Annotated in this window: 18 protein-coding genes and 2 tRNA genes; 4 read left to right on the top strand and 16 right to left on the bottom strand. The window is 45.5% G+C overall.

Going from position 1 to position 24,017, the window contains the following annotated elements; all coding sequences use genetic code 11:
- Window positions 1-47: 47 nt before the first annotated feature.
- Window positions 48-587: a pyruvoyl-dependent arginine decarboxylase gene (locus HMPREF1212_RS08235; protein ID WP_028728905.1), complete on the bottom strand. Its 540-nt coding sequence runs from the start codon at window positions 585-587 to the stop codon at window positions 48-50.
- A 294-nt stretch (window positions 588-881) separates the two neighbouring features.
- On the opposite strand from HMPREF1212_RS08235, the gene HMPREF1212_RS08230 reads away from it, so the two are divergent.
- Both HMPREF1212_RS08230 and trxA read left to right on the top strand, forming a co-directional pair.
- On the top strand, window positions 882-1,541 hold the full coding sequence (locus HMPREF1212_RS08230; protein WP_028728906.1) for a superoxide dismutase: 660 nt from the start codon (window positions 882-884) through the stop codon (window positions 1,539-1,541).
- Window positions 1,542-1,743: 202 nt separating this feature from the next.
- Window positions 1,744-2,115: a thioredoxin gene (gene trxA, locus HMPREF1212_RS08225; protein ID WP_028728907.1), complete on the top strand. Its 372-nt coding sequence runs from the start codon at window positions 1,744-1,746 to the stop codon at window positions 2,113-2,115.
- An 84-nt stretch (window positions 2,116-2,199) separates the two neighbouring features.
- Here the strand turns inward: trxA and HMPREF1212_RS08220 are convergent, their stop codons facing one another.
- Window positions 2,200-3,606: a Gfo/Idh/MocA family protein gene (locus HMPREF1212_RS08220; RefSeq protein ID WP_028728908.1), complete on the bottom strand. Its 1,407-nt coding sequence runs from the start codon at window positions 3,604-3,606 to the stop codon at window positions 2,200-2,202.
- Window positions 3,607-3,836: 230 nt separating this feature from the next.
- Between HMPREF1212_RS08220 and HMPREF1212_RS08215 the strand changes: the two genes are divergently transcribed.
- Both HMPREF1212_RS08215 and HMPREF1212_RS08210 read left to right on the top strand, forming a co-directional pair.
- Window positions 3,837-3,910, top strand: a tRNA-Thr gene (locus tag HMPREF1212_RS08215).
- A 46-nt stretch (window positions 3,911-3,956) separates the two neighbouring features.
- Window positions 3,957-4,039 (top strand) — tRNA-Tyr (locus tag HMPREF1212_RS08210).
- 426 nt (window positions 4,040-4,465) lie between these two features.
- Here HMPREF1212_RS08210 and HMPREF1212_RS08205 read toward each other — a convergent pair.
- The 14 genes from HMPREF1212_RS08205 to HMPREF1212_RS08140 form a co-directional block, all read right to left on the bottom strand.
- Window positions 4,466-5,464 (bottom strand): glycoside hydrolase family 130 protein, encoded by a 999-nt coding sequence (locus HMPREF1212_RS08205; protein WP_028728909.1) that lies wholly within the window; start codon window positions 5,462-5,464, stop codon window positions 4,466-4,468.
- A 36-nt stretch (window positions 5,465-5,500) separates the two neighbouring features.
- Window positions 5,501-7,447 carry a sodium:solute symporter family protein gene (locus HMPREF1212_RS08200; protein ID WP_046149033.1) on the bottom strand — a complete coding sequence of 649 codons (1,947 nt, stop codon included), beginning with the start codon at window positions 7,445-7,447 and terminating at the stop codon, window positions 5,501-5,503.
- A 250-nt stretch (window positions 7,448-7,697) separates the two neighbouring features.
- The gene (locus tag HMPREF1212_RS08195; protein WP_046149032.1) at window positions 7,698-8,585 is read right to left on the bottom strand and encodes a beta-propeller domain-containing protein; all 888 of its coding nucleotides are present in this window, start codon (window positions 8,583-8,585) and stop codon (window positions 7,698-7,700) included.
- Window positions 8,586-8,667: 82 nt separating this feature from the next.
- A complete protein-coding gene (gene lsrF, locus HMPREF1212_RS08190) occupies window positions 8,668-9,540 on the bottom strand; it encodes a 3-hydroxy-5-phosphonooxypentane-2,4-dione thiolase (protein ID WP_028727388.1) in 873 nt (290 codons plus the stop codon).
- A gap of 37 nt (window positions 9,541-9,577) precedes the next feature.
- Window positions 9,578-10,192 (bottom strand): DAK2 domain-containing protein, encoded by a 615-nt coding sequence (locus HMPREF1212_RS08185; protein WP_028727387.1) that lies wholly within the window; start codon window positions 10,190-10,192, stop codon window positions 9,578-9,580.
- A 9-nt stretch (window positions 10,193-10,201) separates the two neighbouring features.
- The gene (locus HMPREF1212_RS08180) at window positions 10,202-11,218 is read right to left on the bottom strand and encodes a dihydroxyacetone kinase subunit DhaK (RefSeq protein WP_028727386.1); all 1,017 of its coding nucleotides are present in this window, start codon (window positions 11,216-11,218) and stop codon (window positions 10,202-10,204) included.
- A gap of 36 nt (window positions 11,219-11,254) precedes the next feature.
- Window positions 11,255-11,575: a hypothetical protein gene (locus HMPREF1212_RS08175; protein WP_028727385.1), complete on the bottom strand. Its 321-nt coding sequence runs from the start codon at window positions 11,573-11,575 to the stop codon at window positions 11,255-11,257.
- Between the two features lie 45 nt (window positions 11,576-11,620).
- The gene (ccsA, locus tag HMPREF1212_RS08170; protein ID WP_046149031.1) at window positions 11,621-14,065 is read right to left on the bottom strand and encodes a cytochrome c biogenesis protein CcsA; all 2,445 of its coding nucleotides are present in this window, start codon (window positions 14,063-14,065) and stop codon (window positions 11,621-11,623) included.
- A 112-nt stretch (window positions 14,066-14,177) separates the two neighbouring features.
- Complete coding sequence (locus tag HMPREF1212_RS08165; RefSeq protein ID WP_046149030.1) at window positions 14,178-18,188, bottom strand: SUMF1/EgtB/PvdO family nonheme iron enzyme; 4,011 nt, start codon at window positions 18,186-18,188, stop codon at window positions 14,178-14,180.
- A 38-nt stretch (window positions 18,189-18,226) separates the two neighbouring features.
- Window positions 18,227-18,964 (bottom strand): cupin domain-containing protein, encoded by a 738-nt coding sequence (locus HMPREF1212_RS08160; protein WP_046149029.1) that lies wholly within the window; start codon window positions 18,962-18,964, stop codon window positions 18,227-18,229.
- A 71-nt stretch (window positions 18,965-19,035) separates the two neighbouring features.
- A complete protein-coding gene (locus HMPREF1212_RS08155; protein WP_046149028.1) occupies window positions 19,036-20,130 on the bottom strand; it encodes a chorismate transformation FkbO/Hyg5 family protein in 1,095 nt (364 codons plus the stop codon).
- Window positions 20,131-20,142: 12 nt separating this feature from the next.
- Complete coding sequence (locus HMPREF1212_RS08150) at window positions 20,143-21,918, bottom strand: YncE family protein (protein WP_028727380.1); 1,776 nt, start codon at window positions 21,916-21,918, stop codon at window positions 20,143-20,145.
- A 6-nt stretch (window positions 21,919-21,924) separates the two neighbouring features.
- Window positions 21,925-22,734: an IclR family transcriptional regulator gene (locus HMPREF1212_RS08145; RefSeq protein WP_028727379.1), complete on the bottom strand. Its 810-nt coding sequence runs from the start codon at window positions 22,732-22,734 to the stop codon at window positions 21,925-21,927.
- Window positions 22,735-22,914: 180 nt separating this feature from the next.
- Window positions 22,915-24,009 (bottom strand): ABC transporter permease, encoded by a 1,095-nt coding sequence (locus HMPREF1212_RS08140; RefSeq protein WP_046149027.1) that lies wholly within the window; start codon window positions 24,007-24,009, stop codon window positions 22,915-22,917.
- Window positions 24,010-24,017 lie beyond the last annotated feature (8 nt).

Below are 24,017 nucleotides of genomic sequence, written 5' to 3'. Positions count from 1 at the left end.
GCCTTACCTCTGTTTCCCCTACTAATAATCAGGTATCTCGTTTATCTTTATTCTTCGATTACAGGCATTAAGAAGTCTACAAAACACAGGGCAGCCAAAGCTGTACCGTATCTCTTCTCGATGGTAATACCTTCTGTTATAAAGTTAAGCTCACCTAGATAATACTTACCGTACGTTTTCTGATGAAGATCGTTGATTACACGGATCAAACGTGACTCCAACTCTTCGATACGATAACGGCCGCTGACCTCACATACCAGGGCTCCCACCTTCTCATCGAAGTTTTCGTCCTTGTACATCCAGGCGTAAACCACACCGGCAGATACAAACTCATCCTGATACCCGTGAGACACGGCCATAATGGTCTTCAGTTCCGTACCAAATGGAGGAAGATCTATTTCATCCATGGTAGCAAGATGTGCAGTGGCGGGTATAACAGACGAATACGTCATAATGTTAAAGTCTGAAATACCAGCATCATAAAGGGCCATGTGATAAGAACCTGCATGTTTTTCCAGATCCGAGTCACCACTACCCTTTGTAATAAAAAAGGTGTTTGGAATTAAATTCCCAACTTTCTTTACCATCTACAAATATGTTTTACTTATTAATAATATTGCGGGCACAAAAATAGAAACTTCTTCGGGATTATTTTCTTTACAAATGATAAAAAAACAGCTTTTTACATATTATTATTCATTTTATTACAGGTCCGACCGAAACAAGCTGATAAATCGCTCTCTTTGAGGGTGAAAGTTAAGCCGGATAAATTTTATCTATCGTTTAATCAAAAAAAGTTATAGCAAATCCCCCCTCCCGGCATGAACAAATAACGAACCGCCAATGTTAGATTAGTAGAAACAACATAAAACATATTGGTTATGCTTACATTATGTCTTAGTTTATTATTGTTGATCACAAATAACAGTAATTATAGTCAAACAACAAATAAAAAAGAAGAAATTATGAAATTCGAATTAATCCAATTACCCTATGCAGCCAATGCGCTGGAACCGGTTATAAGTAAAGAAACTATTGAGTTCCATCACGGAAAACACCTTCAGGCTTATGTAAACAACCTGAATAACCTGATCCCGGGAACCAAGTTTGAAAATGCTCCTCTCGAACAGATCGTAGCAGAATCAGACGGTGCTATCTTTAATAACGCCGGACAGATACTTAATCACAATTTGTATTTCACACAGTTCTCACCCAAGGGAGGCGGCAAACCATCAGGCAAATTAGCAGAAGCTATCGACAAGACCTGGGGTTCGTTTGAAAACTTCCAAAAGGAATTCAACACAGCAGGTGCAGGTTTGTTCGGTTCCGGATGGGTTTGGCTGGCAAAAGATAAAGACGGCAAACTTTCAATTACCAAAGAAGCTAACGGTAGCAACCCTGTTGCCAAGGGGCTGACTCCAATTCTGGGATTCGACGTATGGGAACATGCTTATTACCTGGATTATCAGAATCGCCGTCCCGATCATCTGGCTGCCTTATGGAAGATCGTTGATTGGGATGCCGTTGGCAAAAGATATTAATATTAATAGTAGTGTAAAGTAAAACCAGATAAGGCCGTCCGGAGCAAGTTTCTCCGAACGGCTTTTTATTTACATCCTGTTATCCGAAGTAATAATGTCAATTATTAAGGAAAAACAGCCAATTGTTACAGGAATAAAGGGTTGTAACTTTGTTATGTAAATAGAAGCAAGAATAATAACTAAATAACGAGGAGTTATAATTATGAAAATTAATGAGTTAACAAAGCAGGAATTTCTAAGTAAAGTAGCCAACTACGAAGCAAGCCCCGACAAATGGGTGTACGAAGGTGATAAACCTTGTATCGTAGACTTCTTCGCTACCTGGTGCGGCCCTTGCAAAATGATCGCCCCTATCCTGGAAGAGCTGGCCGACGAATATGCCGGAAAGATCGATATCTACAAGGTAGATACGGAGAAGGAAGAAGAACTGGCCGCCTCTTTCGGTATCCGGAGCATACCTTCCCTTCTGTTCTGTCCGATGGGTGAACAACCGCAGATGGCAAGAGGAGCCATGAGCAAGGCTGATTTCAAAAAGGCCATCGAAGAAGTGCTTTTGAAGAAAGAAGAAAAGTAAACATACGCGTTCAATGTAAACTCCTGAAAGTACAGGCCTGTGTAAGCAGGCTCACTTTCAGGAGTTTTTATGTTGATGAGTTTGTTATCCGTGTAATACACCCTGCATATCGATCACAGGCCAGGGCTTATAGTCGCGCCAGGCACCCCGGGTAAAGTCGGGGATAGCCACCGAACAACTCTTATTCAGCACAGAGCGTTCGCTTAACTCCACGATACATGACCAGGCAGCAGCATCGTAAACGCTCTGATCGAGCGGGTAACCGTTTTGAAGGCAATAGATCAGGCGCCAGTCCATGATAAAGTCCATACCGCCATGACCGCCTACTTTCTTGGCCCGCTCACCGATATATTTACTTAACGGATGTTCGTACTGCGCCATCACATCCTTATGATCCCCCTCTTTCAGGTACGAATGTGTATCGGGCTGCACAGCCACTTTTTGGTTAGGGTACTTAACGGCCATCCCTTTCGTGCCCTGCACCAGATGGATACGCGAATAAGGGCGCGGCGAAGTGGTGTCGTGCTGGATCATGATAGACTTGCCGTTCACGGTGTGGATGATCGTTGTATTCATATCCCCCAGCATATAACGTTCCGAATGCGTGATACGTTCGTCATTCTCCAAGTTTTCTTTGGCCCAGAGTGACAGGCCGTATTGGTTGGTGGAGACGGAAGAGAGATAATCCATCCGGTCACCCTGGTTGATACCCATTATCTGGGCGACAGGCCCCAGTCCGTGAGTCGGATACGGGTTTCCGGTGTGGTATTTACTGTATTCAAGCCGCCAGTGTTTATAATAGCCTTTAAACTTCTCGCCTCTCAGGTCGTGTATATAGGCACCTTCGGCATGGATCACGTCGCCCAGCAAGCCCTGACGGGCCATATTCAGGGTAGCCAGTTCAAAGAAGTCGTAACAGCAGTTTTCGAGCATCATGCAGTGAAGCTGGGTTTCCTCGGCTTTGTCCACCAGCGCCCAACAGTCTTTTACGGTGAGGGCGGCAGGAACTTCAATAGCGACATGTTTACCATGATCCATAGCGTAAAGGGCGATAGGGACATGCAGTTCCCAGGGGGTGGCATTGTAGATCAGGTCGATATCATCGCGTTGGCAGATCTTTTTCCAATCTTCTTCGCCGGTGTAAGCAACGGCTTCTTTCCGGTTACTGTTCTTCAGGGTTTTCTGGCTGTTTTCCACCCGCTTAGGGTTCAGGTCGCAGATGGCAACAATCTCCGTGCCATCGATTTGCGCCAGACGTTTCACTGCTCCCGCACCACGTCCGAGACCGACAACGCCGATGCGGACAGTTTTTAAAGGTTTGCATCGCAATCCTAATACAGATTTCCCTTTCGAAGGCGGACTGGCATCTTCCGCCTGAAGCGGCAATGTTCCTACTGCGGCCGGAGTAGCAGCTCCCAGCTCTTTACCTACAACGACAGCGGCACTTCCGGCCAGCGATCTTCTTAGAAATTGTCTTCTGTTAATACTCATGGAAGTAGATTTATAGATTAAGTAAATATGTTTTCAATTGCCAAAATAAGAATTTATTTTCACTCTTACTATTTTAAATAAAAAATTATACATTCTTTATCATTAGCAATCAGAGACATAGCTTGCTATTGAAGAGGAAGCAGAGAAAAAACACAGAAAAAAACACGCTTACCTATTGCATGGTTTAAAATATTCACTACCTTTGCACTCGCAAAACAGAAATACTGAATGCCTCTTTAGCTCAGTTGGCCAGAGCACGTGATTTGTAATCTCGGGGTCGTTGGTTCGAATCCGACAAGAGGCTCAAAGGAAAGATAGAGATCGATCCTATAAAACGAAAGTTTTGCATTGGGCAGTTACCAGAGTGGCCAAATGGGGCTGACTGTAACTCAGCTGTCTTTCGACTTCGGTGGTTCGAATCCATCACTGCCCACAGAGAACCTCAGGAATTTATTTTCTGAGGTTTTTTGTTTTAAATATACCGACACTTTTGTCATTCCCCCCTGTTCTTTTTCCCGAAAGATATAGACTTTTTACACAGATATACTTGCTTCTTATTGTCAGGATACCCGTTTCAGCCCATTTTACACCCCCATCTCAACGATGCGCACACCCGGGTGTCGGTGGCGTCGAGACCCGGGTGTCAAGCAACATTTACTACTATCTATTTGATTTTTAGTAGTATACTTATTAAAAAGAAGTAGTGGTCTGAGCAACTTTTTAAACAAAGAGTGATAGTAGGGTGATAGATCAGTGATAGTTAAAAACAAGAACTGTCACTACCTCAAGGATTGATTTTCAAAGCAAAAATACAACCCGTGATAGTAGTGACAGTTATTTTCAAAAACACTAAAGTGAATTACACGATAGAAGTCTTCTTTGTAAATTCAATGATTTCGCTGATGCGGCCGAAGGCAAGGCCGGTAACAGTATCCGCACAACCATAATAGATTGCGATACGGTCTGATTCCGGATCATGCAAAGCGGCACACGGGAATACGACATTAGGAACATCCCCCATACATTCGTAATCCTTCTGCGGAGACAACAGGTACGGGCCTGAACGGAATTTCACCTTCCAGGGTTCGTCCAGATCCAACAGCGCAGAACCGAAGCTATATACATAGCCATTGCAGGAACGCAATACACCATGATAGATCAGCAACCAACCTTCCGACGTCTCGATAGGGATAGGGCCTGCACCGATCTTCATACACTGCCAGGCACTGTCTTCGAATGCAGCCGGAGACATTACATGGCGATGCTTGCCCCAGAAACACATATCCGGCGATTCGCTGTAGAAGATATCGCCGAACGGAGTATGACCGTTGTCGCTCGGACGGCTCAACATGGCAAAGTTGCCGTTGATCTTACGAGGGAACATCACACCGTTACGGTTGAAAGGCAGATAAGCATTTTCCAACTGGTGGAATGTTTCGAAATCGAATGTATAGGCCACTCCGATCGTCGGGCCGTGATAGCCGTTACACCAGGTAACATAATAACGGTCTTCGATAAAGCAAACGCGCGGGTCGTAAGCATAAACAAACTCACCGATCTCTTTGTCGTCGCACTCGAATTCGAGCTTCGTTTCCGAGATATTCCAGTGGATAGCATCCGCACTGAAACCGACATGCAGACGCATGCGGCGGTTAGTATCGTCGCAACGGAACACACCGGCATAACCACCCTTGAACGGAACGACAGCACTATTAAATACACTGTTGGAAGTAGGAAGGATATCGCGGGGAATAACGGGATTCTGCGAAAATCTCCAGATCACATCCTTACAATCAGCCGGGCGATCTTCCCAAGGCATATCAGGCAGCGGCTCGCCTATAATTTTCAGTTTATCCATTTCTTATTGATTTGTTATATAATTGACAATGCAAAATTACTTCTTTTCGTCCAATTTCAACTCTTTCATCAACTCATTATACTCCACTTCGTCTTTGCTCATCTTGTCGTACCAGTTCTTTTTCAGAACCAATGTAGTGATGGCAAGGATCAGAATGCTTGTAACCAGCGGCATACCTTCACGGATAACGATATACATCGGAATAATGGTCAGACACATCTGCCAGATGATACCGACAGCCACGTTGAACATATCGCGTTTGAAATTCTTATTCGCCTTCACCTGCGGATATTTGGCAACAACCTTGTTGTAAACCGGCTTCCAGAATCCCCACGGACGGACGGTGATGTAGAAACGTTCCAATGTTTCATCTTCAACAGCCGGAGAAGCATAGGTGCCGACCAGACAACCGATCAGTGAAACAACAAGCAACACCGGGAAGTAGAATAATGGCAGCATCGGCGCATTATTGGCAAACTCTCCCACTCTTTCCACAAAGTGACCGTCTACCATCGTATAGTTATCGAAGATGAACGGGCAAACCATAGCCGCCAGAATACCGGAAATCATTCCCCAGAAATAACCGTTACCGTTGAAACGCCACCAATGCCATTTCAGCAGGTTGGCCGCGATATAACCACCATACAGGGCTGAAGTGATCCATTGCAGCACCGAGTTCACGCTCTCCACAAAGAAACCGATCACGACGCTGACCACCACTACTCCTACGGTCACGATGTAACTGGCACGAATCATAGTCTTGTTGCTGGCATTCGGATTGATATATTTTTTATAGATATCATTTACAATATAAGCAGGTGCCGCATTAGCCGTAGAGGCAAAAGTAGACATAAAGGCAGCAAGCAATCCGGCAAGCAGCAATCCGCATACTCCAACGGGCACAAACTGGTTAATGGCATTCGGCAGGATCAGCTCGAAGTCGATCGCCCCGGTCTTTGTCGTCAAGTCCAGGTCTTTGAAGAAGGCCAGCGCCAGGATCGTAAATCCCATAATCATCAGGTAACGCGGGATAAGCAGGATGACAGGGACAGAACCGCTCATCAAGGCTGCTTCCTTACCGTTACGGCAGGAAAGGATCTTCTGCATATCGTAGTTGGGGGCAGGCCCCGCCATACTGTTGAACACTCCTTTGAAAAGCATCATCATAATAAAGATCCCGAACAGGCCGAACTGGTCGTTCATTATCTTGGTATTTACGTCGCTGAAGATGTCAGTCCATTTCAGATCGAGGTTCCATCCGGGAACCAGGCTATCCCAACCGGCAGGTACAATGGCTGCGATCGTTTCCGGGCTCACCTTCATCATAGCGATAACGGCAATCGTTACACCGGCCACAGTCATAATGGCAAACTGAACCACATCCGTCCACACGATACTCAGCATACCACCCAGCATCACATAAATCGTGGCAATAGCCGTAAAGAATATACCATACGCATGCGGCACATATTCGGCCGGAATATTGAACGGTACGTACTGGGAAACAAAATCCCAGGGGAAGAAGATCTCCATGAATTTACCTACGCCGATAAAGCCGTAGCTCAGGAAACCCAGCACACCGATCAACGCGTAGATCACGACGATGGTATGGGATAAATTAGCTCCTTTGTTCTTTCCGAAACGTGTCTGAATCCATTCCGCCCCGGTCAGTACATTCGACCTCCGCAGCCAGACCGACAGGTAGACCATCAGGAAGATCTGGTTGAATACGGGCCACAGCCAGGGGATCCAGGCACTTTTAATTCCATAAATAAAGGCTAGCGTAACCATCCACATGGTACCAGAGATATCGAACTGGCCGGATGCGTTAGACAAGCCTAACATATAAAAAGGTAATGTTTTTCCTCCTAAAAAGTAGGAGTCCATGTTTTTCGACGCCTTTTTCTTCAGCACAAGGCCGATGACGATCATTGCCACCAGATAAAGTGCAATAATGAAAATGTCGATGGGTTGCAATTTCATGATATTGAATTTTGTTATTAGGTTTAACGTTTAGCAAAGATACAGTAAATAAATAGTCGGCGGGGACAATCGTTACTAAAAAATTTAAGCACCGTCCCCTGCGGGGACAGTACTTACTGAACTTTTTTAGCATCGTCCCCCGCGGGGGCAGCACTTACTGAAGTTTTTTAGTAGCATCCCCCGCAGGGACAGTACTTACTGAAGTTTTTAGACGCTGTACCCCGACGGGGACGGTGATTGCTGAAGTTTTTCAGTCGATTGGGCAAACTGAAGAGATCATACCGAATGTATCGTTGTCATTCAGACTCCAGATAACTTTATTGTTACCGTCTATTTCCATCAACTGCGGATTGTTCGATTCCTTTGCACTGGGATCGTGTCCCTGCCAGTTACAGATATACAAGCCATTATTTGAAGTTGGCAACAACTGGGCAACAAAGAATAAAGAAACACCTTCGATGTCCTTTTCTCCGATTTTACGGATCACTTCGCCTTTGTCCAGGTTTACTTCCATCAAGGAATGTCCGTCGCCACAAGCAACCATGTAGTTGCCGTTGTTCAGCAATACCGTACCGTACGGGGTACCTTCCAACTTAGTTGTCCGAACCAGTTCGCCGGCCGGAGAGATTTCGCGTACTTCAGAAGTAGCGAAAAGAGGCATCAGGTAGTTGCCAGCCTTGTTCTTGTTCACCTGACGGAACTGAGCGTGCGGGTTCTCGATACCTGTTTCATATTCCGTTTCCGAAAGGATTTCACCCTTTGGGCTTACTTCCATGATTTTAGCCGGATGTCCGCACCAGGCCAGCAGGTAGTTACCATCAGGCAATATACGTGCAGTCTGCATTTCGCAAGTATCCGGTGCCGGGATATTCCATAATTCCTTTTGATCGCGGGTGATCAGTTTAGCCCCCTTCTTATAGGCAAACAAGATGTTACCGTCCGGGGTTGCCACAGCCGAGTTACACTCCCAACCTTTCTGTATGGGATGTTCCCATTCGATTTGCTTCGTATCCTTGTCGATAATGACGATCTTATTCCAACCCGAACCGGCCAGTAATAACTTCTGAGCCTTTTGCTGGCAAGATGTTGCTGCAAAAAGGAAAAGAGCAGAGCACAGTAATGTGAATATTTTTTTCATGGTAATTCAATATGTATTATGTTATGTTCAGATACAACGAGGGGCAGAGCAGAGCCCCGCCCCTTCGAAGTGTATCGTTTGATTATTTAGATAAATCCTGGAACAGTTCAAATCCCTGCTGAGGAGTCAGATTCTGATGAACCACTGCGTGAACAGCCTGGATCATAGCAACCGGATTTTCAGACTGGAATACGTTACGTCCCATATCGACACCGGCAGCACCGTCGTTGATCGCTTTGTAACACAGATCCAATGCTTCCAGTTCGGGTAACTTCTTACCGCCTGCAATTACAACAGGAACCGGGCAGGCAGCAACTACCTTTTCGAAACCGTCGCAATAGTAAGTCTTCACGATGTTTGCACCGTTTTCAGCACAGATACGTGAAGCCAGACCGAAGTAACGGGCGTCGCGTGCCATCTGTTTGCCGACAGCTGTCACACCCATCACAGGAATACCATAACGTGCACCTTTGTCTACCGCAGCAAACAGGTTGGCGATCGTTTTAGCTTCGTGCGCTTCGTCACCGATAGCCAACATCACAGCCATAGCTGAAACGTTCATACGGATAGCATCTTCGATATCGATCACTACGTTATCGTTCAGTTCAGTCAGGATAGATGTACCTGCATCCGAACGCAAACAGATCGGTTTGTTTGTTGTTGTCGGGATTGAAGACTGAAGAATACCGCGTGTACACATGATACAGTCTGCATATTCGATCAGCGGTACGATATTCAGGTCGATACGTTCCAGACCGGAAGTCGGGCCCATAATGAAACCGTGGTCAAAAGCCAGCATAACCGCTTTGCCTGTTTTCGGGTTGAAGATACGTGATAAACGATCTTTCATACCCCAGGAAAGGTTTTCAGCACCCTTCACATGGAAGCTTTGCTGCGCGGAGCTAACACCTAAACCAAAGTTACTGCCTTCTCTCAAATCATCTAAATCTGCCATTTTTTCTATTTTCTATATTAAAAAGTTAATTACTCGATTACAATGCTTCTGCAAAAGCAGCCAGCATACAGCTCCATGAAGTAGCACCGCTATCGGCATAACCGATCGAGCGTTCGCCGTAGTTACGGGCACGTCCGAAGTTCGCTTTCATGTTTACGGTCTGTTCAGCTCCCTGAAGGGCAGCTTCAGCACCTGCTGTCATTACTTCCTTGATATCGTCGGATGTAGAAGCCTCGATTGCTTCGATTGCCGGGATCAGGGCGTCCATCATGGTTTTATCACCCTTCTTAGCCTGTGTCTGTTTCTGCACGTTTGCAAGACCTCCGGCGAACATCTTCTTAACAGCAGCCGCATCCAGTTCGGTTCCGGCAGCGTTATCGCTCATACCCAAGAAAAATGCACCTAACAGGGTACTTGTCGATCCGCTTGTTTCCAGCATCACGCCAAATCCCATATCATTCAGCATAGATTTGAATTCCGTTCCTTTTTCCGAAGCCTTAACAACAACAGAGAAAGCGGTTACGATAGCTTGTCCGTGATCACCGTCACCGATTACCGCATCCAGTTTAGAGAATTCGTCTTCACGGGCTTTGATATGCTTTAAGGCGTTAGTCAGCATACCTCTGAAACCCTCAATAGTCAATTGTTTCATGTTATTTGTTTATTTACCAATAGTTGTCCAATACGGTGCGTTTGCACTCTTGTTCTTTAAATAATCGATATGATCTGCGTCCAGAATACCCATGATCATCTGGAAACCGGCTTGTTCCTGTACAGTCAGGATTTCCTGGATACGGCCGAATACAACTTCCATGCCACGAGCTTCCAGTTCTTTGTAAGCTTTGCGGAAGATAATATTCAATTCCATGTGGGTAGTTGCACCTACGCCGTTGATGATCAACATCATCTTATCACCGGCTTTCGGCTGTAACTGCTGGCACAACAGGTCGACCATTTCAGCAGCAGTAGCATCGGCAGATACCAACGGTTTCTGACCGCCACCACCTTCACCATGCTGTCCCATACCGATTTCCATGATACCGTCAGGAAGGTCGGTGATCGTAGCATTGTTCTGCGGATGCGTACAAGAACGCATAGCAACAGCCAGAGTTGCAGCTTTTGCATTGTAACGTTCGCCGATCTCGATCAGTTCGTCGATAGACTTGCCTTCGTCGGCAGCAGCACCCAGGATCTTGAACAAAGGTACGCAACCAGCCAGACCGCGACGGTCGTTAGTCGGAGCACCGATACCAGCACTGATGTCATCGTGAGTCAGGATCTGTTTTACTTTAATACCTACACGTTCTGCCAGCTGGCAAGCCATGTTTGCGCTCATCACGTCACCTGAGTGGTTCAATACAACCAACAGGATACCGGCTTCACGCTTCATCAACTGCAAAGCCTGGAACAAACGTTGTGCACCCGGAGCAGCAAAGATATCCCCTACTACAGAGCAATCCAGCATACCGTCGCCAACGAAACCGCTCAATGCAGGTTCGTGACCGGAACCGCCTAATGTTACGATAGCTACTTTGTCTTCGCTTTTCGGATTGGCACGAACAACGATGTTTTCAGCAGCCAGCTTTACCTGTTCAGGGTAAGCCAATACATAACCTTCCAGCAACTCCGGAGTTACTTGTTCGGGATCATTTATAAATTTAGTCTTAATTTCTGCCATGGTATTTTCCTCCTTGTTTTTGTTTAGGTTTATAAATTATTTGATTTCCATTAACTCGATAGCAATGCCTTCTTCTTCGATGAAAGCAATAGTAAGATGTTCGTCGCAAACAGCCGGGCCAAAGATAACTTTAGCATCCTTCAGCGCCTCGTCCAGTGAAGGAACAGTATAAGCGATATGACCATTTGATTTAACCAGATCAGGCAAGCAGCTCGCAGCAGGATCGTCAAATTTCAGGAATTCGATCTTGTTAGGGCTTTTGCTGTAATCGGTTAACCATACGTTCAAACCTTCGTTGAACATAGCACCTTCTTGGTTTTCGTTGGTAATGATACCTACATGATTAAATGTTCTCATGATCACTAAAATTTAATGTTAAACTACTATTTAATTAATTCTACTTTATTCTTTATCCTTTGTTTTGTTATATCCGATCCTCGACAATATAGCCAGGACGATGACAACAGCACCGGCCATATACAAATAAGTAAAGATACCGTGTACATTATCGTTCTGTCCGTACGAATGCATACCGCTCAGGAAATAGTTCACTCCGAAGAAGGTCATCAATACGGAAGCGAATGCCACTACCGAACAAAGATTAAACAACCAGTCGCTATACCAGCGTTTCACCAGGTGAAGATGGGTTACGACCGCATAAACCACCATCGTGATCAGCGCCCAGGTTTCTTTCGGATCCCATCCCCAGTAACGTCCCCACGACTCGTTCGCCCAGACAGCACCGAGGAACGTTCCGACCGTCATCAAGGCCAGTCCGACCAACAGCGACATCTCGTTTACGATAGTCAGCTCTTTTACGCGGGTTTTCAGCAAAGCTGTATTTTTCTTTCCGGCAATACTTGTCATCACCAGGTTAGTCAAACCGATCAGGCAGCTGATACCGAAGAAACCGTAAGCAGCAACGATCACAGCCACATGGAACATCAGCCACGGAGATTTCAGTACGGGAACCAGCGGGTTGATTTCCGGATCCATCCAGTTCAACCCCGAAACGAACAGGATAATACCCCCGAACAAAGTGGCCAAAGCGAATGTAACCGTACTGCGACGTACGAACAACAAACCAGCCAGCACGGTTGCCCAGGCTACATACACCATTGTCTCATACGAGTTGCTCCACGGTGCATATCCGGCAATATACCAACGCATCCCCATCCCATACATATGGTAAAAGAACACGGTCAGCACAGCAATACCCAATATCCAGAGACTTGCCGTCATCCATTTCTGCTGTTTGAACAACATGGCAAACGAAAGTACCAGCATCAATCCGCCCAGGATCAGATAACCGATCTTGCAATAGCGGAAGATATCCATTTTATTATACTTCAGTTCCGCCTGTATCTTCTTCGGTGAAATATCCAATGTCTTGTTCTTTGCCTGCTGGTAAGTGCCGATCATATCGATCACTTCATCCGATTTCGACCAGTCGCCGTTTTGCAGGGCATCCTGTACTTCGGCCAGGTACCAGTCAAGGATACGGGATACGAACAAAGAGTCTTTGCCGGTGAATGCCGACAAGTCGTCCCCCGGCGCATACCATTTATGATTGGGATCGTCTTCCTTCGGGAAAAGGTTCAGCATCTGATGGTTGATCAACTGATGGAAGATATTGATCTGTTCGTCCAGTTTGAGCAGGTCTTTATCGAAACGACTGCGTTCGGCCGGCATCTTGTTGTAAGCCTCTTCCAGTTTCTCCTGCAATTTATAATTTCCGTTGTTGTCGAATACCTGCAGATAAGCACATTCGCCGTCGGTCAGATCGTAGTAATTTGCCAACTCCTGGTTAGATAGAGCGATAAAAGGAACGCGCATCCACATATCCGGCATCGCCAGCATGCTCAGCAGGAACTGATCGGAGTTCATCTTGCCGATCTTATCCGCCTTATGCAGTTTACGAAGGATTTCGGAAGAGAAAGTATTGACAGGCATCATACGGCCACTTCGCGACTGTACGGGTAGAGAACCGAACTTGGCAGCATGTTCCGGAGTAACCATATATTTCTGTACGGCATCCAGCATAGGCGACTTGTCTTCTTTCGCCTGTATCGATGCCGATACAGCCAGCAGCACCAGTACCATTGCCACAGATTTTGCAGCCGAACGCAGTTCTTTCAGACGACGGCTTAATTTCATAAAGCGGGTGTTCTTCCCTATCAGGGAAATGATCAATCCGATTACCAACATAAGATAACCGGTATACGTTATATTCCGTCCGGCCACATCACGGTTGACGGAAAGGATGGTTCCATGTTCGTCCGGATCATAAGAAGCCTGGAAGAAACGATACCCTTTTACATCTAATACATTATTCATAAATATCCGTTCACGGCGTGTGCTACCGTCTACATGAACCAGCACTTCGCTTTCATAGGCAGACGGACTTGATGAACCGGGATAACGGGTTAAAGTAAATTTCTCGAGTTCCACAGTAAAAGGTAAGGTATGGAAAGTGGTCAGATCGCCCGAGCGGACTGCTATCTGATCGGTTGCTTCGCCTTCGCGAAGGTGAAGGATGCCTTCTTCGCCGAACTGGAAGGATGTGAGGGCGCCCAGAAGGATCACAATAAAGGCAGTATGAACAACCAGCAATCCCCATCTGCGCTGTTTGATATACTGGTATTTGATAAGAACGGCTATAAAATTAACCACTAAGAGGAATTGCAACAGGAAGAATAACGGGGAATAATAAATCATTGCTTTGGCAGCTGCTGTTCCATGATACTTTTCTATAAAAGTGGCGACAGCCAGACCAAAACCGTAAATGAGTAACAAGACGATCGTCGTTACAAAGGAAGATAGTATTCTTTCGAGAGTTGCTTTCATTTGTTGTTTTATTAAGTTATGTCGCCAAAGATAAGAATTTTCAATTAAGTGACCCCGGCCACGCCAGGGCCACTTAATAGATTTTATCTATGTCTAGGACATATCTTGCTGATTAGTCTTCGATTATAACACGGAAACCAACATTAAATACACGCTGGTACGGATAGTACGCTTTACGTGCATAAGAAGTAGAGAACTTCGGACGTTCGATATATGAACCACCACGAACCACCTTGTGGTCGGAAGTTACTTTAGCCTTTTCATTATAAGGATAAGGAACATAATCTGAACGAGTCCATTCTGAAACATTACCATGCATGTTGTACAAACCGAATGGGTTAGCTTCGTAAACCTTTTCGCCTGTCTGGATCAACTGACCATCGTCTACACCTTCTTCTTTCGGCAGATAAGTATAATACTTGTACCAGTAAGAATTAGGAGACATCGGTTTCGGGTCTACACCACTTACTGCGAACAGCAAAGTAGTCTTGTCAGCCAAGTTTTCGTATTTACCAAAGTCTGTATTCATATTACCATACCAGAAATCACCATCGCTACCTGCGCGGCAAGCCCATTCCCATTGTGCTTCTGTCGGAAGCGTAATGTTCAAGCCTGTCTTTTCGCTCAGTTGCTTGCAATAATCCATAGCATCGTTATAGTTTACACGGATAACCGGTTGATTTGGTTCGTTAGCCGGATAACCCTGTACCACGTGGTCTTTCCACAACTGGTCAACGAAACGGCTGTCGTGATCCGGATAGATAACATTGAACTGTTGGTTCGTTACTTCCATTTCACCCATCCAGAATGCTTTACCGATCTTCACTTTAGCAGTAGGATAAGCATCCGATTCGCCCTGGTAGCTACCCATTACGAATTCACCTGCAGGGATACGAACGAAGTTGATCTTCACACCCGGAGCGATCTCAACCTCTTTGCGGTTGCTCTGTTCCTTAGCAAGCATATCTTTGATAGCAGCCTTATCGAACGGCCAACCTTTAGCCTTCACAGTCTTTTCCTTTACAGGAGCAGCTTTTTCAGGCATTACCGGAGTGATCGGGCCTTGAGCTTTCAGATAAGAAGCATAGTCTGCGATTTCTTTCTTCCAGTCTACACCCATGCCGTTAGCATATTTGTCAGTCAGTTCTTTACGACGCTGGATCTGGTCGAATCCCTGATACGGGATGATTTCCTTACCCAAAACGTTTGCATCGAAGTAACCTTTATCAGGAGCGTTATAGTCGATCCAGTTGTACAGTTTCAACCATTCTGCGTCAGTCAGTTTCACATTGTGGTGACCCTTCTTCAGGATACGAACCAGTTCGCTGGTGTTCGGATGATATTCGTACGGCTGAAGAACAACCATATCACCTTCACCACCCTGACGGTGTACGTACGGATGAATGTTCAGATAAGATGTACCATAACCCAGTTTGTCTTTCTTACCGCCACGCAGGTCGAATGCTTTGCCTTCGCCATTGTGACAAGCGATACAAGCGCGATCCAGGATCGGCTGAACTTCCAGGTCGAAAGTGAATGAACGAACACCACCTTCAGGAGCCTTCAACGGAGTAGCCGCTTTCTGTGAAGCGATCACACGCTTAGGAATAGGTATCTGGTTCTGGTCTTCATGACAACCGATACAAGATACAACTTCACCCGGCTGACCTGTAAACCAGCTACGCATCCACTGAACAGCTACGCCATCCTTGTCGATCGGCTGGATAGAGATCGGAGTATTAGCCGGAACTTTGAAGATAACCGAACCGTCTTCTTCAACAGGAACAGTACCCAACAAACGTTTGATATCCCAACCACTCTGGATACCATGCCAGTTGTGGTCTGAACGAGTCTTCACATAAGCATATTCGTAAGCATGCAGACGAAGTTCTTTCACTGTTCCACGAGGAATACCACGCAGGCCTTCGCCTTCATAGATATCCTGGATAAATACAGTAGCTTCCTTCTGGTCTAACTTAACACGATCAGGAATTGACGGAGGAGTTTTTGTTTCCTTCACCAGGATCGGGCTGATATAACCTTCACCTTCTGCCTGCATCAAACAAGTAACGTTATCATAAACGTCCACCAGATAAAGTCCCCACAATGACTGCGGATCCAATTTCGCTGCAACCAGGAAGTATTTATCGCTCAAAGCTATCGGTTTAACGAACTGCGGCCATACACCGTTCACCAATTCGTCTTTGATCAGCTCCTGGATAGGACGGTTACGGTGAGGAATTTCCTGTACCATACCGGCTACACTCTTACGTCCCTTAGACGGATCGAAAACGATCAGACGTCCTGAACGGGCTACACCGTGGTGACCGGAGATAACGCCTACGAAAGCAGACCCCTGTCCGGGCAACGGCTGAATATCGAATGTACTGTTCGGGAACATAGCACCGCTACCATAAAGGGCTTTGTTTTCTGTTCCATCCGGGTTCATATGCATTACGATACGAGAATAGTAGTGAGTCAGGTCGGTATATTCCCAACGAGTGTACATTACACGTCCGTTGTTCATTACAACCGGGTTCCAGTTAGCATCCTGGTCAAATGTCAAACGACGCAGATTTTTATTCTCGGGAGTATAAAGAACCATGTTTCCTACAGGGTCATCACCACTAACGCAAGGTACACCCTGGTAACCGATGTTAGAGTTGGCAATAACGCGTCCGTCAGGAAGGTAAGTACCATCATAGAATTCCAGATCCGGCTCTTCGTTCTCAACCAGCGGTTTGTAACCTGTTCCATCCAATTTCACTTCGTATACATTCCAACGTCTGTCTTTATCTCCCATCAGGGTAGTAAACATCACGCGGTCTGCATCCCAGTGCATTCTCAGGTCGGCGATAGAAGCATCTTCTACTTTAGGACGGAAGATACTCTTCATCTGCATGTCACCACGCAGGTTGCTCAGTTCGACGATCTCAGCATTAAATCCGCTACGACGAGCCGATTCCTGGTTACTCCAGTTATTAGCCTGCGTACCCAGATCCGGAGCCATAGCCTGACGAGCTCTTGAACCTAATTTATAACGAACAGCAACGATCTTGTCTGCATCCAACAGCGGGTTACCCAACAGGATAGCCTTTTTGTTATCCAAAGCCTTACGGGCATTAGCCAAAGCCTGCTCGTCTCCTTTATAAATACCGCTGAAACCTTTCTGTTCAAGTTGTACCAACTCGTTCAGTAGTGTTTCATATTTAGCTGCATCGAAACCTTTCTGCTTTTTCATGTCTGCAAAAGCCAACTTAACAGCTTCCACATTCAACCATTCAAGGTCGTTCTGAACAGCATAAACATCCTGAATCTTTTCAAACAGTTCCAGATATTTACGGATCTGTGTATTCACATCCTTTTCAGAAGCGATCTGCTGGATAATGCTCTTATAATAAGAACCGTCTTTCAGCTTGGTGATCAAAGACTCTACTGCTTGTTTCTCTACAGAAGCATCAGGAGTGATCAACCAGGTATCCAGGCCGTCCATCATAGCGCCCAACATACCGATCTGTCCCGGATATTTAGCGATCAACTCGTCACCTACAAATTTAGGAACGACATTCAAAGCCTGGAAATATACGCTACCGCCGGAAGAAGTATCATCGATACCTACTTCAGCTTCAAAACGTACATATTTACCTTTTACCGGATAAACCAATGTTCCGTTTGCATGACAGAATACACCATGTTTGTATTCTTTTCCTGCAATAAAGATCTCATGGTCATAGGCATTCACATTCATTTTCGGTTTAGCCCAACCGGCTACACCATATTCGAAAGGAACTTCATCCAACCATACGGAAGAACCGTCGGCTGCAATCAAACGGGCATTACCCCAAACAGCCTGGTCGTAATCAGAACCATCCGGGCCACCGGCAGTGATAAGCACCAGCTTATCCACGCCTTTCAAATCAACCACGAACGGTTCTGCCTTTTCCTTATGCTTCTTAAAGGTAGAAATGATAGGCATACCTGCCTTCTGAAGCTCATTACGCAGTTCCGTCTTGGCCTTGATGGAGGCATCAATCCAGGTATCCGCCTTTTTTTGCTTCGGAGCAGCCGAAGCAAAAAGAGAGGAAGATAAGAAGAGTGATACTAATAAAAAATATTTATTCATGTATCTATTAATATAAGGTGTTAACAACTACAATTGGATTACAGAGCAGCCTTAGAGTTAGTGAAACGCAGACCGTCATTATCGTGATAGCATGCCCATTCGTCAACGATAGCACCTTCCGGACCAGCCATAAGGAAATGGAATGATTCGATTTTCTTCAACGGTAATACTTCACCAACCTTCTGAACAGTAAAGTTCTTACTCTTGATCGGACCGTGAGTAGCAGGAATTGCCGGAGCATTAGGAGTTTCGTCTCCTATTTCAGAGAAGTTGTAAGCCCATCCCTTTTCAACCATCCATGTTTCATGTTTAGCCGGGAATTTAGTTTTCACGTGAGCGTGTTCAGGGATCATCTGTCCCGGAAGCAGATAGATAGCGTGAGCGAAGTATCCGTATTCCTGATTGTTAGTCCAGAAGATACCACCCATACCTACGTTTTCGAAGTCACCCAAACCGAAGTCGGTAACCCACATATCTTTAGCCATCAGTTCAGTGAATGGAACATCATAGAACTCAAACATGTCTTTCATAGCCTTCATAGCTACTTCCTGATCGAACTTGCCGTCTTTATAGAAATCGGCGTTTGTGTACTTTTTTGAATAAGTCATTTCTTTATTAGTTTTACAATTAGAATTTTTATCGCATTTGCATTGTTCAGTGCATCCGCCCTCTCCGTTGCAACAAGTAGCGTCACTTGTTTTGTTACCAGTACATGCTACCATAGAGCTTAATAAAAGCCCCACAGCCATTGTTTTAATACTTAATCCTTTTTTCATTTCGCTTTTAATTTATGTTAGTAATATTTGCTTTCTTTCGCCAAACGGTCAACATGATCCGGCAGAGGTCATTATAACACTGCAATCCCCTCAATCTCTATCAATAATTCATCCCGACAAACATCCGCCCACATATAGGAGATGGGGATATTCAACTTATACTCATTCAACAGCCTTTCCGCATCCTTGTAGAATGACTTGTCTTTCAGATACACCCGGAGCATTTTCAACTTAGCCTCACCGATCAGCTCGGCTATATTCTCCATAGTGATATGAAGCTGACGCTCCAGCCCCACTCCGATCAGGCTCTCTTCGCCACGAATAGCTGCCGTCCCGGAGATATAGATCAACTCACGGTTGCCGAACGTCATGCTCTTGGCACGCTCGAACTTCGGAGTCGTCTTTTTGCTGTTAGCCGCTTCCAGCACCCCTTCCGAATAAGCATGTGCAGCAACCTGCAACTTATTATCGATAGGAGTAGCAAAACAATCCGGGTTTGAGAACACCGCCGCATCCAGATCGACCAGTACTCCCCCCAGGTTGGCACCGATACCTGTCGCAGCAGGATAACCGTTTTCCCAGCTCGTTTTACCATAATACTCGCTACGGGAGTTATTAAATATCTGGTAATGCTGGTCGTCGCCGTCGAACTTGGTGATCTCTTCGATATAATTCCACTGGCGGATAATACTGTTGATTGGGAAACCTTCCCTTCTCATCAGATCCGATATCAGCTGGAACACCTCTTTCGACTGTACTTCAATACCGAAATTTATTACGTCGCCGTGGAAACCACCGGCAAACAGGAAACGGCCGCTGCCATTTTCCAGTACAACATACGGGAATGTCCCGATATGTTTATACGTAATATGATCTCCTTCGTCGGGAGTGTAAGTATGGGCTTCAAGGATCAGTCCTCCGTTCAATGGCGGTTGAGACACATAGCTCAATACCGGCTCATGATTGCCGTAATACTTACGTACCTTTTCACGCAGCAAGATGCGGCGCGAAACATACTGTTCATTGCTACTTGGCATGCCAAAAAAGGCAAGCCTGAATATTTGTTCGTTCTGCGGAAGCTGGGCTAGCAGCTTATCGACCATCTCTCCAAATTCCGCTTTTTCAGTAGTGTAAATATTGTATTCTATCTTATCGCAATAATTCATCGATTCCTCCTTTTAGAGTGAGTTAACATATTCTGTCAAGGCTTCAATATCTTTCTTGGAAACTTTCTTATCGATACCATGCTTATGCACTTCGAACACTTCCTGCATTGTTGCGGCACGTCCGTCGAAAAGATAAGGGGCCGTACGCCATACTTCCCTCAAAGTCGGAGTATCCCATCCCTTTTCAAATTCGATATCCTCGCCGATACGGTGCATTTTCATATCCGTATAATAAGGGCCGCTGTGGCAATCGCCACAACCCAACTTTTCAAAAACCTTACGTCCTTCTTTCGCTTTGTCCGACAGTTCGCCATTCACCAGATAAGGACTGGGAACGGGACGTAGCGACATCAGATAGTCGTCCACGCATTTAGCATCATGTTCGGAAATATCAAAGAACTGGATGAAGTTATAACCCGCACGTACAGCCACTTCAGCCGATGCACGGATACCGGAAATCATATTGGGTGGTGTAACATGGCTAAACAGCAAGCTCTTACAGTTCTTGGAGTTACCCACACCGTCGTTCATCAAGTCCCAGTTCATACCATCCGTACGGGCTTCTCCCGGATGGCAACCGTTACAACTCTGCCAGTTCTGGAAACAGTGGGAAGCATCGTTGAAGTATTTTTCTCCTTTATTAATATCAGACTCCGTACGTCCCGGATTCAACTCGGTAGCCGTTACCTCACGGGTATTGATATCCACCACATTCAGTACGTCTGCGAAATAAGTCGGAAGGATCAGCTTGTCTGCCGTCAGCACCATCGAACGGGGGCCGTTACCTTGCAGGGGAATACGTTCACGAATCCCATACAGGAAGTTCAGGTCATAGTCCAACATTGACTTATTGGGATAGTTCTCAAACTTTTCGCGTAATGCCGGATGATCGATCACACTGATCTCATGCGTACCGGAATGCGAGATAAAAATAGCATCATCATTACAGTCGATACTCCAGATACCGGCAGCCCCTCTTTCCGGCTCGTCGACAACCACTGCACCGACAAATTCCTGCTTCTCCGTATCGATCACGCTGAAAGCGCTGGTGTTCATCCAACCCTGTTGCAACTGTGAAGTCGGTACGGCAAAACGTCCGAGGTTATGGGATACATAAATATATTTACCGTCGGGTGTGATACAGATACCGCGCAACGCATTACTACCGTTGGCCAGCTTAATATCCTTTACTTTGGTAAAGCCGTCCATTTCGATAACAGAGACACAAGCTGCCACGTAATCCAGATCCGCCCGTTGTGCCGGAAGGAAATTCGTTACATACAGATATTTGCCGTCTTTGCTGAATACAGCCGACTTTGGTTCGCGAAGCACTTTTACCGTACGCAGTACTCTATGATTGACCGGATCGATCTCCGATACGCTATCATCAAACTGGTTGCATACATAAATCGTTTTCTTGTCAGGGCCAAACATCGGATGGCAAGCACCCGAACCGGTTGGAATGGCAGCCTCTATCCTACCCGACTCCAACAACAGTATCTGTAATTTCCCAGTGTTCTCAAAAGTAGTTACATATGCCTTATCACCGTCAAGAAGAATACCGGTAGGCGTTTCATCCATCGGGTAAGAGCGTAAAAGTTGTTTGCCATCAGCAGAGAAAATATCCACCCGCTTCAGACCTTTCTCTGTCAGAAGCATTTCACCCTTGTCATTCAGCTTGATGTCAGTGGTGAAAAATGGCGGATTGTCAGCAGATGCAAAAGAGATGCAGCAGCTGACAAAGCAAGCCATCAATGAGCTTTTTAACATGTATTTCCGTGTGTTCATGGTATGTTATTTTTTTGTGTTCTTACTATATCCTAATTCAGCGGAGATAGACTGCACTACCTCCTTAATATTATCGACCGTCGAACGAAATATTTCTTTTGTCAATCTGTCTTTAGGACCGGATATCCAGATAGCTCCGCAAGGATAACCCGTATAGTTAAAAATAGGAGCACCTACACAAATCACTCCATTCAGTTCTTCTTCATTATCCATAGCATAGCCTACTTTACGAACTCTTTCCAGTTCTTCCAGATAAGCCTCACGTGTAGTTATTGTCCGGGAATTATACCGTGCGAAAGTCATATACGACAAATAACGGTCGCGAACCGTATTCGGTAGATAAGCCATGATAGCTTTTCCCGGTGCTGAGCAATGCAGTTCGAAGGGTTTTCCCGGCGACAAGACAAAGCGGAACGTATGATGTCCCTGCGCCTGTTCTATAAAAATACCCTTCTCATTTCCTAGTACACCAAAACATGCAGTCTCCCCCACTCTATCGCGCAGATCACGTAAACGGGGTAAAACTGTCTCCAATAAATTGTGTTCATTCAACGATCTGAAGCCCAAAGTTAGCAATTTGCGCGATAACTTATAGCGTTTCGTATCTTCATTATAGTTAAGATAATCCAAACGAACCAATGTATTCAAAATACGGTAAGCAGTAGTCTGGGAGATATCCAGCTTACTCTTAATATCCTGCAGCGTCTCACCCTGTGGGTGGAGCGAAAGATATTCAAGCACCGCAATCCCTTTTTCCAGATTAGGCACCTTATAATTTTCTTCTCCTTTTTCCATATTTGGAATAACGCTTTCCATATTTGAAATATTGTTTCAGATTTGAATCAAATATAAAAGAGTAACGTTAATAAAGAGGAAATTCCATGTAAAAATTAGTTAAGTATGCTGTAGAACATTCCCTTCAGACAACTTCTGTTCTCCCTTCTGAACTTCATCAAGGAGTATTAATGAGTTCCTGAATCACAAAATATCCAACTTTTATTTCTTCCTGTAGCTAACCACCGCCATCACATTAAAGAGTAGTGCAAACAGACAAACAATAATAAAGTGTCCGCTTAAATCAGCAAACGTACTTCCTTTCAGATACACCATACGCATCACCTCTACAAAATAACGGACAGGATTGAGCAAGGTCATATCCTGCGCCCATTCGGGCATACTGCTGATCGGAGTAAAAAGACCACTCAGCTGCGCAAAGATGATCAGGAAGAAGAAAGCGGTAAACATAGCCTGCTGCTGCGTAGACGATATGGAAGAAATAGCCAGCCCAAAGCCCGTAAAAGCAATCAGGTAGACAGCCGCAAACAAATAAATGATCCCCATATTTCCGATCGGGACAAGGCCATACACGATCCAAGCCACGATAGCGCCGATTGTCAGCAGGATAAAGCCGATAATCCAGAAAGGTATCAGTTTTGATAGCAGGAACAAGGTTTTAGGAACCGGTGTTACGTTGATCTGCTCGATCGTTCCCTTTTCCTTTTCACTGACAATGTTCAGTGCGGAGAGGAAGCCCCCGATGATGGTCAGCAGAAAGACCATGATACCGGGCACCATATAGTTTTTATAATTCAGATGCGGATTGAAGAGGTTCGTATGACGTACCCCGCTAAACACTGAGCCGGAAGTAAAACCCTTCTCCCGGTTAAAGTCCTGGATGATCTGCGACAGATAAGAGCTGCCCATCCCCCCTTTTGTGCCGTTCACGGCATTGGAAGCGATCAATACATCCGCCTGCCCTTCACGCCCCAGATCCTTTTCAAAGTTGACGGGTATTTCAAGCAGCAGATCCGACTCATTACTCTCGATAGAGGTTATAGCCTGGTCGTAACTGGCAGACACGTTCGTCAGACGGAAATAGCCGGACGAAAGTATTTTCTCCGTCAGCTGGGTGGAAACGACGGAATGGTCGTTATCTATCACCCCCAGGTTGATGTTACGCATCTCGAAGTTCGCCGCAAAAGGCAGGATGATCAGCTGCATCAACGGAACCAGAAAGATGATTCGGGGCAAGAACCGGTCACGTTTGATCTGTTTGAATTCCTTTTCCAATAAATATCGTAATGTTCTCATCGCTTTTC

Origin of the sequence: Parabacteroides sp. HGS0025 (assembly GCF_000969845.1) — a bacterium.
Classification (GTDB): domain Bacteria; phylum Bacteroidota; class Bacteroidia; order Bacteroidales; family Tannerellaceae; genus Parabacteroides; species Parabacteroides gordonii.
The sequence above is the reverse complement of the archived record's forward strand: the minus strand, read 5'-3'. Positions and strand labels throughout refer to the sequence as shown.